11 protein-coding genes are annotated in these 12,463 nt (G+C 45.5%); 1 reads left to right on the top strand and 10 read right to left on the bottom strand.

Annotation, left to right across the window (positions count from 1 at the left end):
• The coding region (locus WEIDD23_RS05765) for a cation-translocating P-type ATPase (RefSeq protein ID WP_062358830.1) at nucleotides 1-1,962 on the bottom strand (1,962 nt) is incomplete at its 3' end.
• A 245-nt stretch (nucleotides 1,963-2,207) separates the two neighbouring features.
• Here WEIDD23_RS05765 and WEIDD23_RS05760 point away from each other — a divergent pair.
• On the top strand, nucleotides 2,208-3,515 hold the full coding sequence (locus WEIDD23_RS05760; protein ID WP_010371353.1) for an NCS2 family permease: 1,308 nt from the start codon (nucleotides 2,208-2,210) through the stop codon (nucleotides 3,513-3,515).
• Nucleotides 3,516-3,590: 75 nt separating this feature from the next.
• Here WEIDD23_RS05760 and WEIDD23_RS05755 read toward each other — a convergent pair whose 3' ends face one another.
• From WEIDD23_RS05755 to nagA, 9 genes are all read right to left on the bottom strand, one after another.
• Nucleotides 3,591-3,812, bottom strand: coding sequence for a hypothetical protein (locus WEIDD23_RS05755; RefSeq protein WP_010371354.1), 222 nt, complete (start codon nucleotides 3,810-3,812; stop codon nucleotides 3,591-3,593).
• Nucleotides 3,813-3,956: 144 nt separating this feature from the next.
• Nucleotides 3,957-4,670 (bottom strand): thiamine phosphate synthase, encoded by a 714-nt coding sequence (locus WEIDD23_RS05750; protein ID WP_062358829.1) that lies wholly within the window; start codon nucleotides 4,668-4,670, stop codon nucleotides 3,957-3,959.
• Nucleotides 4,671-4,813: 143 nt separating this feature from the next.
• Nucleotides 4,814-6,547 (bottom strand): septation ring formation regulator EzrA, encoded by a 1,734-nt coding sequence (locus tag WEIDD23_RS05745; RefSeq protein ID WP_010371356.1) that lies wholly within the window; start codon nucleotides 6,545-6,547, stop codon nucleotides 4,814-4,816.
• Between the two features lie 536 nt (nucleotides 6,548-7,083).
• Nucleotides 7,084-8,028: a Dyp-type peroxidase gene (locus tag WEIDD23_RS05740; protein WP_010371357.1), complete on the bottom strand. Its 945-nt coding sequence runs from the start codon at nucleotides 8,026-8,028 to the stop codon at nucleotides 7,084-7,086.
• Nucleotides 8,029-8,138: 110 nt separating this feature from the next.
• Nucleotides 8,139-9,299: an MFS transporter gene (locus WEIDD23_RS05735; RefSeq protein WP_010371358.1), complete on the bottom strand. Its 1,161-nt coding sequence runs from the start codon at nucleotides 9,297-9,299 to the stop codon at nucleotides 8,139-8,141.
• A 149-nt stretch (nucleotides 9,300-9,448) separates the two neighbouring features.
• A complete protein-coding gene (rpsD, locus tag WEIDD23_RS05730) occupies nucleotides 9,449-10,060 on the bottom strand; it encodes a 30S ribosomal protein S4 (RefSeq protein ID WP_010371369.1) in 612 nt (203 codons plus the stop codon).
• A gap of 237 nt (nucleotides 10,061-10,297) precedes the next feature.
• Nucleotides 10,298-10,798, bottom strand: a complete 501-nt coding sequence (locus WEIDD23_RS05725; protein ID WP_010371372.1) for a DUF1097 domain-containing protein — start codon at nucleotides 10,796-10,798, stop codon at nucleotides 10,298-10,300.
• A gap of 126 nt (nucleotides 10,799-10,924) precedes the next feature.
• The gene (locus tag WEIDD23_RS05720) at nucleotides 10,925-11,626 is read right to left on the bottom strand and encodes a GntR family transcriptional regulator (protein WP_010371375.1); all 702 of its coding nucleotides are present in this window, start codon (nucleotides 11,624-11,626) and stop codon (nucleotides 10,925-10,927) included.
• Between the two features lie 3 nt (nucleotides 11,627-11,629).
• Nucleotides 11,630-12,463 (bottom strand): N-acetylglucosamine-6-phosphate deacetylase (gene nagA / locus WEIDD23_RS05715; RefSeq protein ID WP_242865449.1); only part of this gene is annotated, 834 nt, incomplete at its 5' end.

Genomic DNA, 12,463 nt, shown 5'->3' with positions numbered 1-12,463 from the left:
AATACCGCGCCCTTCTTCAACCGCATGTACAATGGTTGCGAAATTATCATCAGTCAAGACGATATCAGCCGCTTCACGGGCAACATCAGTCCCGGTTTGTCCCATTGCAATCCCGACGTTAGCGGCATTCAAGGCTGGTGCATCATTCACACCATCACCGGTCATCGCCACAATATCACCGCGTTTCTGCCAAGCCTTGACGATGCGAATCTTGTCTTCAGGCGTCACACGGGCGTAGACGGCATAGTCTTGCACAGTATCATCCAATTCAGCGTCTGACATATCGTGCAATTCAGCCCCGGTCAGCGCCTTGTCGGTTGGCAACAAAATGCCAATTTCTTTGGCAATTGCACTCGCTGTGGCGACGTGATCCCCGGTAATCATGACCGTTTTAATGCCTGCTTCGCGCGCCTCCGCGACGGCCTGAGCCGATTCGGGACGTGGCGGATCAATAATGCCAACCAAGCCTAATAGTTGCAAGTTTTGCTCTAGTTCTTCGGCAGTTGGTTCTGCTGACAACGTGGATAACTTTGCAATCGCAACAGTGATCACACGTAACGCCTGATCTCCAAACGTTTGATTAACCGCTTTTGCACGTTCCTGCAACTCCAGTGGCAACTTGGGGAGCAGCACATCAAAAGCCCCTTTCGTAATCGCCAAATAACCATCAGCCACCCGATGAACGGTTGTCATGCGCTTACGCGTTGAGTTAAATGGAATTTCATAGACCTTCGGATATTCGGCTTGCAAGGCCTCGTATGCTGAATAGCCCCCGATACCACCAACCAAGGCCATCTCAGTTGGCAACCCCGCCAGTGTGCCGTCTTGATCAGTAACGTTCGTTGACAATGCCCCGAATTTCAAAGCATCCGGCAATGCCTCAGCCCCATCAACTGCCATAATTGTATCAGTCGTGGCATCCCAAACCTGACGGGCTCTCATTTTATTCTGAGTTAAAGTTCCCGTCTTATCCGAGGCAATCACACTCGCCGAACCCAGCGTCTCAACTGCTGGTAGTCGACGCACAATTGCGTGCCGAGCCGCCATCCGTTGCACACCTAACGCTAACGTAATTGTGACAATCACCATCAAGGTTTCAGGTACCACGGCAACGGCCAGCGATACAGCTGTCATAAACAGCTCCATCAGTGGATCACCTTGCATAATCCCCAAAATCATCACAATAATTGCCGCGATAATTGCGACGACAGTCAATTGACGGCCTAATTGGGCCAGACGCTTCTGCATTGGCGTCATTTCGCGCTCTTCACGTCCTAGCAAGCTGGCGATTTTACCCATTTCGGTATTCATCCCCGTTGCCACAACCAACGCTTCACCGCGGCCATTCACAATCGTTGTGCCACGGTAAACCATGTTCCGACGATCACCCAATGGCACTTCCTCGCCAGTGATAAAATCTTCATCCTTCTCAATCGGATGACTTTCACCAGTCAGTGGTGATTCTTCCACCCGTAAATCTGCAGTCGTCAACAAGCGTGCGTCCGCTGGAATCTTCACTCCATTCTCAAGTACCAAAATATCCCCGACCACGATATCCGTCATCGGAATAAATTGTATGTCACCGTCACGTCGGACCTTTGCTTCTTCGCGCTCCAACCCTTTTAATGAATCAAGCGCTTTTTCAGCCCGGCCCTCTTGCACAATCGATAAGACGGAATTGATCACAACAATCGCAATAATCAGAAAACTTTCAAAATAATCGCCATGGTCTTGAATGACCGTCGTAATTAGTGAAATGATGGCAGCGATAATCAAAATAATTGTTGTAATATCGCTTAGACTGCGTAACACCCGTTTTATCAAACCTTCTTTTGGCGGTTCAACAAACTGGTTATCCCCATTTGCTTGGCGGGATTGTACCACCTGTTCTTTCGTTAACCCGTAATCGGGTTGGCTCTGTAATTTTTCAATTACCTTCGTTAACATTTCTTGATATATCATATGTCGGCTCCCCTCTGTTTGCTGTCGGCATATCGCTACCTAGTTAAAGTTTAACAATTTTCGTAACTGAAGCCAAAAAATTTGCTTACAATGACTCAATGGAAAAATAACGTTCGTTTTTTACGTATGTTAAAACTTACGAAACGTAATTTGTTCGGTTTTTGGGTTGACGTTTGAAACTTAATCCCCTAAACTATGAAACGTTAGGAAGAACTTATTATTTTTTTACATTTAAGGGGGCACAGATGAATTCTGTTGCAAAATACTTCCGCTTTGATGAGCTCGGGACTAATTTCCGAACTGAAATCATTGCCGGTTTAACAACTTTCGTTTCAATGGCCTACATTTTGTTTGTTAACCCAACCGTTTTGGGTGCAGCAGGTATGGACAAAGGGGCTGTCTTCACCGCTACTGGTGTTGCCACAGCCATCGCCACAATTTTCATGGGCCTAGTCGCGCGCTATCCAATTGCTATCGCGCCTGGCTTAGGGGTTAATGCATTTTTCGCATATTCTGTTGTCATTGGGATGAAGGTTCCTTGGCAAACAGCAATGGCCGGGGTCTTGGTCGCTGCTATTATCTTCTTGTTGCTCACGTTCTTTAAAATCCGTGAAACTATCATTAACATGATTCCACAAGATTTAAAGGTCGCCATCGCCGCTGGAATCGGCTTGTTCATTGCCTTTATCGGGTTAGCTAACGCTGGCTTGATTGTAGCCAATGACTCAACAATGGTCTCATTGGGGCACCTAACATCGGGTACCTCATTACTCTCAATCTTTGGGATTATCGTGACCTTTATCTTAATTGCCACGCGCGTACCGGCTGCGATTTTTATTGGGATGGTTATTACGGCAATTGTCGGAATTATTTCTGGCTTAATCGATCTGCCATCCCACTTGATTTCATCAGCCCCATCATTGGCCCCAACCTTTGGTGAGTCAATTAACCACATTACAGATATCAATACATTTCAATTGTTTACCGTTGTCTTAACGTTCCTGATTGTGACATTCTTTGACACCGCCGGTACAATGATTGGTCTGGCCACGCAAGCCGGGTTCATGAAGGATGGTAAGATGCCTCGTGCCGGTAAGGCCTTGATGGCCGATGCCATTGGGATGACAGCTGGTGCGGTATTGGGAACGTCGCCTACATCAGCTTACGTTGAGTCTTCTGCCGGAATGGCGGTTGGTGGCCGTTCCGGTTTGACGTCAGTGACGACTGGTATTCTGTTCGTTTTTGCCCTACTATTTTCACCACTTTTGTCGGTTGTTACCTCACAAGTAACCGCACCGGCTTTGATTGTAGTCGGGGTGTTGATGGCTGAAAACTTGCGTAATATTAATTGGGATGATTTTGCAATCGCTGCACCGGCTTTCTTGATTGTGATTGGTATGCCACTAACATATTCAATTTCAGATGGTATTGCCCTCGGCTTCATCTTGTACCCAATCATGATGATTGCCACTAAGCGAGCAGGTAAGGTACACCCACTGATGTACGCACTGGCAGCTATCTTCTTGATTTTCTTATTTATTGTCGCCCATTAATTATTAATCAACACAAAAAGCCGCCAATCTCCCGGATTGGCGGCTTTTAAACGTCTTACGTCTCAATATCTTTTTCTACTGATTGCTTTTCAACTCTTGAACAGCGGCAACCAATTCTGGCTTCGCTTCTTCCAACCAATTTGGATCGCGCAATTCAGTCAGCGCAATAACCGATGTCACCAGCTTCAATGATTCCGTCATCCCCGTTGTTTCATAGCTAACCAGGCGTTCGATTGATGTTGTATCAAAATGATCATCCATCATCTTAGCCAATTCAAGCAAAAATTTATGTGTCATATTTTCTTTCCCCGTGAAATGTAGATTTCATATACATCATATCAAATATGATTAATTTGATACCCTATCTTGTTTTCATTATGCCAATAAAAAAAGACCAAACTTTGAACAAAGCGTGGTCTAATTTTAAATTCGTATTATTTGTTAGTGTAATTCGCCTTGGACAGCGTTGGTGTGCTTACCAGGAATCGCCAAACCATAGCGGGTGTTTCCCAATGCTTGGTCGACCGTCATACCGCCAAACGTATCATTGAACGCTTTGACTGTGGCGTCCAAATCCGCAGCATTCACAAAGGCATCAACCGCAGCAGCCCCGTGAACCCCCATACGCACAATATCCTTCAAGCGGGCCACTGTAATACCACCCATCGCAACAACTGGCAACGTGCTGTTTTGAACAACAGTCGTAAAACCGGCCAAGTGTTCAATTGGTTGCGTCTCATCAACGTGCGCGCTTGGGTAAACCGGGCTAACACTGTAAAAGGCCAAACCGGCTGGCACATCTTCCAACAATTCTGTCCGGTTGTTAATTGCCACACCGGTGTACAAACCTGCCACCACAGCTGCTGCCGAAACTTCAGCAACTTGGTGACGATCACTTACGTACACACCATCTGCAGCGACCGCTTCAGCCAACTTCACATCATCAGCAATCAGGAAGGCAACTTGCTTGGCACGCGTAATGTCACGAATGTATTGCGCTAAGTTTTGCTTTTCAACGCCTTCTAAACGAGTTTCATTTAAAATAATCATCGTCACACCGGCATTCACTGCCTTATCTGCAAATCCTGCAACATCTGCAACGTAGTCTGAACCGATGATTAACGTACTTGCTAATTGTTCTGCCTTAAATTCCATGATTTCTGCCTCCGAAGCCTGCTTTATTTATTGCCTTAAGTTTAGTCGTTTACCTATGTACTTACAATAAAAAAGGAACTTATCCAAAATTAAAGACGCCTTGTTAACAAGCGTAACAAGGCGTCTCAGATTGGACAATGTCTTTAATTTTGTTCAGAAAATTCGGCTTGCAATGTTGCCTGCTCTTGACGATAGGCGTTGATAATTCGTGCCGTTGTCTCAGGTTCAACCTGATCCAAAACACTGCCGAGTGTCGTCATTGCCCGCACATAATCATAATCTGTTTCATAGTAGTAACGCGCTTGTTGCGTCGCTTGCACAACTTCTGCGTTATCTCGATATGACAACGCCTTACGGACCAAACGTTCCGTAACTGACGCCGCTTCAACTAAATTATCGGTATTCTCTTGCAATGTATCTAAGTCAGCCGTGACAATGCTCAATTGACGCAAAACATCATCAACATTGATACGTGACAAATCAAGTTGTTGCTTCAAACGACCAAGCTCATCGTTCACCGCAAAGAAAAAGTCCATGTAATCCTTAGGCAAGCCAGGCAAACCTTGACGCTCAAATGACCGTTGGATTTGGCGAATTTTATCGGAAAGCAACGTCACACGATTACGTGATTGTTGCACAGCAACTGGCAATTCCTTAAGGTCTTGCCACATGGCAACCTGCTCATGCTCAACACGTTCCAATTCTTCACGAAGTGCCGTTTGCTTGTCAGCCAAAGTTGAAAAGACAACCTCATGCTTTGCAATCGATTCCTTTAGTTCTTCCAAACCAACCGAAACATTTGATAATTGCATCTCCCAGCTACGCACTTGCCCAACTTCGTCCTTTGTAAAGACAAAATCTTGATTCAATCGATCTAGTTCGATATATAAATCATGATTTTGACGCTTATTGTGCACCACATATGCTGTCAACTGCTCGTTATTTTCCCAAACTTGTTGCGCAGCCGTAGCTTCACCTTCGAAAGTCTCGTACAACACTTCTGTACGGCTTTCCATTTGCGCAATTGACTCACTCACCTTTTTCAAGGTTAATTCAGCTAAATCATCAACCGTTGCAACACGTTGGGCTTCGATATCCGCTAGTTCAGCTGCAATATCCGTTTCAAACTGGAACCCTTCTGCGTCCATCTTGTCGTAGGCATCTTGTAATTCTGCCAGTTGACCAGGAATCGTATCATCCAATGATTGATACAACGCCGGAATCTGTTCAATACGTTGTTCTAGTTGGTTAGTTTCCATCCCCAACGTCTCATAAATCCCAGCTGCTGTTGCGTGATCACCCGCTTCAGTCAAACGGGCAAACTCTGCAAAATCATCTTCCAGCGATCCCAGAATTTCTTCTAGTTTATCAATTGCTGGTCCAAAACTGAAGTTCTGTGACAAGAGCGTCTTACGCAACTCTTGGTACTTGCCTTCTAGTTCCTTAACAGCGGCTTTGTGCGCCTCATCTAACTTTTCTAAGTCAGCCAAGCCCTGCTTCACAACTTCAATAGTCGTTTCAGCATCACGAATTTGTTGTTGCAACTCTTTCAGCTCTTGCGCCGTCTTCACAAAGTTTAAGCCTTGTGATTCAAACAAAACCGCATTCGCTTGCTCTTCAATATCCTTAAACCCAGTCGTTTCTAGGTGTCCATATTTGCCTTCCAACAATTGGAACTGCTTCAAAGATTGGCCAGTCAAACTTAATTGACGTCCCTTCACAAGTCGATCACGCATTGGAATTTCAGCGAGTTTTTCTTTCTTGCGAAGTAATTTGGCAACTTTACGTGCAGTCAATCGTTGCGAGACAAAGATAATCAGGTAAATGGCCGCTACTACAACGATAAGGCCAATTACGATATGTCCAATCTGTGTCATGCTTTATCACCCTGGTGAATCCACTATTCACCAAACTCCTTACTATCGGGAATTATCTACCTACTAGATTATCACGGTAACGACCATTAACTCTAAAAACAAGACAGGCTTTAGGGTTTACTTGGGGTTCTTTAACCTTTTTTAATCGCATTTAGGGTTTATTGGCGTGACAACATTAACCGCTTACAAACGCGACCTCATTTATCCACCAAAATGGGCTAAATTGTGTATTTAACTTTCCCACATTTCCACAGGTGGATTTTTCATAAACATCTGCTTTGTGGATAACCTGTTAATAACTACATTAAATTATGAGAAAACAATGAGTTTATGAACGCGTGTTTTCCACAACTTATCCACAATCAGTCCACATACTTATGAACAAGTTATCCACAGAGCGACCGACTGCATACGAACAAAAACTTGCTTCGCCTTTAATTTCTACGACAAAAATAAAGAGATTCACGTTTTGTAAGCTAGTTATCCACAAAAAAAAACGGTTTTGCCGCCAACTCAAGCGTCAAAACCGTTAGAAATTAAAATAATTCACCATCTGCAATCTCAGCCAGCTTATCTCGTGATGGCACGAAGAATAGTTGACCGGACTGAATAGTCGAGAATGTTAATAAGTAGTCAGACATATCCACCATCTGTTGTAACATCGCTTTGGTAACTGACCAGTATCGTGAATAGCCAATAAAGTACGTCCCTGTTTTGCCGCTGGCTGGATCTGAGAATGGCACATTCATCCGCACAATCTTTTGTTCCTCACCATCAATTTCAACTTTAGCGGCAACATTGTGTGCGTTATGGAACTTCTCATCATCTTCAAGTTCCAAATCATCAAATTTATGACGACCAACGGCCTTTTCCTGTTCCTCAGTCTTCAGCTTGCCCCAGAAGTCCATATCGTGTAACCACTTTTGCGCAAAAGCATACGACCCATTCTCATACTCCGGGTCTTCATCCCCGACCAAAGCATAGTCTGCCGCATCATATTCTCCCGGCGCTTCCGTCCCATCAATAAAGCCGATAATGGCACGCCCTTCAAAGTAACGGAAGCCTTTTGTTTCATCAACTACCGTTGCAATCGGCTCTAAAAAGACCATCAATTGGCGAACAACTTCATAAACCGTCGCCTCAGAACCGGCGCGTACGTGCAAAAAGATATCACCTTCAGACGCCGGCATGTTGTACTTTGGTCCCTGCAATGTGGTATAAGTTTCCAACTGCTTGGGCACCGGTACACTTGGGAATAAATAATCCCATGCCGTGCGACTGAACCCAATTGACACCTTTAATTGGTCATCAGCCGCCCGAATGTGCATTGAGCGGATAATCGCTTGCGAACGATCTGCAAATTCTGCAATGGCCGCCTGGTCACTTGCTAAGTTCTCTCGTCGCAACTTTAACACGACGAACGACACGTTCTTCCCGACGTCCTTCCAAACGTCCTGTGCTTTGACTGGTTCTACTGCCATAATTTTGTCCCCCCGCAAAAAATCTAATTTTAGTATAGACCTAATATGCGAAGATTTTTGGATATCAGAAAAAACGGACACTTCAAATCGAAATGTCCGTTTCAAAGAAATCAGTTAATACGGCGTAATAAGACAACGACTAAAAGAGCCACCCCACCGATTACGGCCCCGACTAATGGCAACATCTGCAAACCAGCATAGCTCATCACCGCATTGCCGACAAACGATCCACCAGCAATGCCAAAATTCAACGCTGACACGTTTAATGCAGATGCAACATCAGTATGTGCCGGCGCTAACTCGGTCGTCGTCATAATAATACGACTTTGTAGCGAAGCATTCCCCATGAAAGCCACTAGCCCAAGTAACGCAATTCCTACCAGATACCAACCTGGCCGTGGTAAAAGTAGCAGCTGTAGTAATTGCACGACAATTTGCGCAACCAGAATACCAGCGACAACTCCTAGCGCTTGGCGATTCGCTAACCGACCACCAATCACGTTTCCGACGGTCACAAAAGCACCATATAGGACCAAGACTCCGACAACACCTGCGGTACTAACACCCGTCACCTGTTGCAAATACGGCCGGATATAGGTGTATAGCACAAATGATGATCCAAATCCTAGTGTGGCCATTAATAATGTTAACGAAATTTTCGGATGACGAATCACCGTAATAATCCCCGCTAATTGATTATCGGTCACTAGCGGTGCAGCTGTTTTAGGCACTTGTGTTAGTACCCCAAGCCACCCAAAGACACCCAACAAACCAACGACGGCAAACGTGGCACGCCAACCAACCGCTTCACCCAAATAGGTCCCAAACGGCACCCCGAAGACTGTTGCTACCGTCAAACCACCGAATAGCCAGGAAGCCGCTTCACCTTTTTTACCAACTGGCGCTAGCTTGGTCAAATACACCGATGCCGTAGCAAAAAATACGCCATGCACAATAGCCGTTAAAGCACGTGTCCCCAGCAAAATGCCATAAGTTGGTGCGATTGCTGATAACAAATTCAACACTGCAAAGGCCATCATCAACCAAGCAAACAATTGTCGTCTTGCAATTCGCCCGACAAAGCTAGTTGCAATAGGTGCGCCCATTGCCTGGGCAATCGCGTAACCCGTGACCAGTAAACCAATCATTCCCGTTGATACATGCATGTCCTGCGCAATATCAGTTAGCATACCCACTGGCACAAATTCGGTTGTCCCTATTGCGAAGGTCGACACCGCCAACGCTATCGCAATTTTATAATAATTACTCATCTCAACACCTCACATAAAGTAACCACTTTAACGTATTTCAACGTTGTACGCTAGTGTTTCCACTATATGATTCTTTACGACTGCACCAAAAAAGCACAAGACATAAGTCCTGTGCTTCTTTGTGAACAACAAGTCCGAAATAATTAAAATTATCCCAACTTGTTGTAGTATTCAACGATAAGGTTTTCGTTGTAATCGTGGTCCAATTCTGAACGCTCTGGCAAGCGAACCAATGAACCCTTCATCTCGTCCTTGTTGAACTCAACGAATGGCAACGTTCCAGCTTGTGCTTCCAATGAAGCTTGGATGTAAACGTTCTTTTGTGACTTCTCACGAACTGAGATCTCTTGACCTACAGTAACTTCGTATGAAGGAATGTCAACACGCTTACCATCAACCAAGATGTGGCCGTGGTTAACCAATTGACGTGCTTGTTGACGCGTTGAGGCCAAGCCCAAACGGTAAACAATGTTGTCCAAACGACGCTCCAACAATACGATGAAGTTTTCACCGTGAGTACCCTTACGGATCTTGCCAGCCTTGTTAAACAAGTTGTGGAATTGGCGCTCAGTCAAACCGTACGTGAAACGTACCTTTTGCTTTTCAGCCAATTGCATACCGTAATCAGAGATCTTTGCACGACGGCCGGCACCGTGATCTCCAGGGGCGTAGTTACGACGAGCAATTTCCTTACCAGTACCTGACAAAGAAACACCCAAACGACGTGAAACACGGAACTTAGGTCCAGTATAACGTGACATATTAAATGTCCTCCAGAATTTTATTATTGTTGAATTCTAGAGAATTGCCTCACATTCGTGCAATTCACCCAAACTTTCACCGCTGCAGCGCGGGTACTGGTGTGTTCTCCGCCATAATTGAAACGGGTCGGTAAATTGTTGACGAGCTTGCGGACAATCCGCTGCAGTTTTCAACACTTCCAATAGTTTAACAAAAAGGAAGGACAGTTACAAGCTGTTCTTCCTTACTTCATCTCTTTAATTTTGCTTTGAGAGCGCGTCAACCAAGACACGGCCAAGAACACCGACGATAAAGATACCCGCAAGCATCGCCCCAGCAATTTGCAACGGCATCGTGCCAAACTTCGCTGGGCCACCATTCAAGCTTAAGATAACGATTGAAATGGCCCAACCAGTTAGCCATGCGGCTGTGTCAACCCAGTTACGAATCCCTGGCATTGATGAAATCAAGACTGCCAGGCCGCCAAGTACGAACAACGTTACGTACAACGTCAACTTGGGCCAGCCCGTCAAACCTGGGAAGGTGACAGCCATCATCCCCCACGGAATACCAAGCCACATACCAAACAACAAACGCCACTTGTTCTTTGGGTCATTACCAGAGGCTACAAAGAAGCCCCCAACAATCAACGTTGCGGCGCCAACAGTTACGCCAATAAAGGGTGCAACGACCGCCCATAATGATGGAATCGCTGCGACAAATAATGCCAATGCAATCGTTGGATTTAACTTATGCATCTCTCAATTCTCCTTACAAAAAGTAAACTTTTATAAAACCAAAATTTATTATACACCTTTCAACTGCTTGTGCAAATTTTAGTTCTAACTCAAAAAAACGCCTATATATAGGCGTTTTCCTTGTGATTATTTTTCCAAAAAGAACTCAAATCTTGACCCAACATATTGGGTACGAACATATTCAAACGGCTTACCAGCTGTATCAAATGTCAATTGGCGCATGACCAAAACTGGGTCACCACGCTTGATAGCTAGGTATTCAGCGACCCGCTCCGTGACGGCAGCAGCCGTCACGGTTTGTTGTGCATGCCCAATCCGTAAGCCCCGTTGTTCCGACAATGTGCGGTACAAAGAATTGGTCAAACTTTCACGAGCCAACCCATCAACCAGACTAGCCGGAATTGAAGCAACTTCAAATGCAATTGGTTCGTCATTACCATAACGCACACGTTCCATACGTAACACTTGATCGTCGTCACCTAATTGCAGTTGTTCTTGTTCTGAATTAGATGCTTTCCCAATGTGGAAAGAAATCGTACGTGACGTGGCAACCTTACCGGCCGCCGCCATCATTTCGGTAAATGACGTCACACCGTTCAACTGTTCTTGCACTTTACGTTCTGCGACATAGGTTCCTGATCCGACACGTCGTTCCAGAATGCCTTCGTCGACTAACATCATGACTGCTTGGCGCAAGGTCATGCGTGAGACACCGAATTGTTCAGCTAATTCACGTTCAGCCGGGATTTTATCTCCTGGGACCCAGCGCCCAGCTTCAATAGCTTCATGAATTTCGTCATGAATTTGAATGTAAACAGGTGCTGCCATACATTATGCCTCCGCAGTCGGTGCGTCCGCCTTTGAGAAATGACGTCCTAGACTATAAGTTGCTTCCAACGCTGACAAATCAGCGCTAAAGACGTTCAAGTCAGCGTCTTTGCCAATCCGCAACGTTCCCTTTGTATCAAGCCCAAACTCGACAGCTTGGTTAACTGAGGCCATTTGGATAGCTTCTTCAATCGATGCACCGGTGAAGGCCATGATGTTGCGGAAGGCGTCATCAAACTCAAGCACAGAACCAGCCAATGTTCCGTCAGCCAAACGGGCTTGCTTATCCTTAACCCAAACCTTCTGGCCACCCAATTCTGATTCACCATCCCCAAGTCCCTTGGCACGCATTGAATCAGTAATCAAATCAATCCGGTTAGCCGTCTTAAGCTTGTAAGCGACGTTGACCATATCTGGATAGACGTGGAACCCATCGACAATCAACTCCGTGCGAATGTTGTCTTCTAACATCGCGTGGCCTGTAACTCCTGGTTCACGGTGTGACATTGGCCGTTGTGCATTATATAGGTGGGTAATGTGGCTCGCCTTTGAATTGTGCTGTAAGAAATCACGGGTTGCATTTGAGTGACCCACTGAACCAATGATGTTGTTATCTGCCAAATAATCTTCGAAGGCCCGAACGTCCGCTGCTTGTTCGGGTGCATACGTAATCAAACGAACACGGTTACCTGACAATTCATGCCAGCGCTTCACCAAGTCAATACTTGGCGCAATAATGTGTTCTTCTGGTTGAGCCCCCTTAAAGTGCGGGTTGATGAATGGTCCTTCCAAGTGCACACCAACAATTGCTGGTTCTTGTTGAGCCGCCTCATTAAC

Origin of the sequence: Weissella sp. DD23 (assembly GCF_001579105.1) — a bacterium.
In the GTDB taxonomy this organism is placed as follows: domain Bacteria; phylum Bacillota; class Bacilli; order Lactobacillales; family Lactobacillaceae; genus Weissella; species Weissella cibaria.
Note: the sequence above shows the minus strand (reverse complement) of the source record. Positions and strands in the feature narration are given on the sequence as shown.

Excerpts from the sequence above, each read along its gene's own strand:
- WEIDD23_RS05735 (WP_010371358.1), bottom strand. The coding sequence starts at position 9,299 with ATGAGTAATTATTATAAAATTGCGATAGCGTTGGCGGTGTCGACCTTC.
- rpsD (WP_010371369.1), bottom strand. The coding sequence starts at position 10,060 with ATGTCACGTTATACTGGACCTAAGTTCCGTGTTTCACGTCGTTTGGGT.
- WEIDD23_RS05745 (WP_010371356.1), bottom strand. The coding sequence starts at position 6,547 with ATGACACAGATTGGACATATCGTAATTGGCCTTATCGTTGTAGTAGCG.
- WEIDD23_RS05750 (WP_062358829.1), bottom strand. The coding sequence starts at position 4,670 with ATGGAATTTAAGGCAGAACAATTAGCAAGTACGTTAATCATCGGTTCA.
- WEIDD23_RS05725 (WP_010371372.1), bottom strand. The coding sequence starts at position 10,798 with ATGCATAAGTTAAATCCAACGATTGCATTGGCATTATTTGTCGCAGCG.
- WEIDD23_RS05740 (WP_010371357.1), bottom strand. The coding sequence starts at position 8,028 with ATGGCAGTAGAACCAGTCAAAGCACAGGACGTTTGGAAGGACGTCGGG.
- WEIDD23_RS05760 (WP_010371353.1), top strand. The coding sequence starts at position 2,208 with ATGAATTCTGTTGCAAAATACTTCCGCTTTGATGAGCTCGGGACTAAT.
- WEIDD23_RS05720 (WP_010371375.1), bottom strand. The coding sequence starts at position 11,626 with ATGGCAGCACCTGTTTACATTCAAATTCATGACGAAATTCATGAAGCT.
- WEIDD23_RS05755 (WP_010371354.1), bottom strand. The coding sequence starts at position 3,812 with ATGACACATAAATTTTTGCTTGAATTGGCTAAGATGATGGATGATCAT.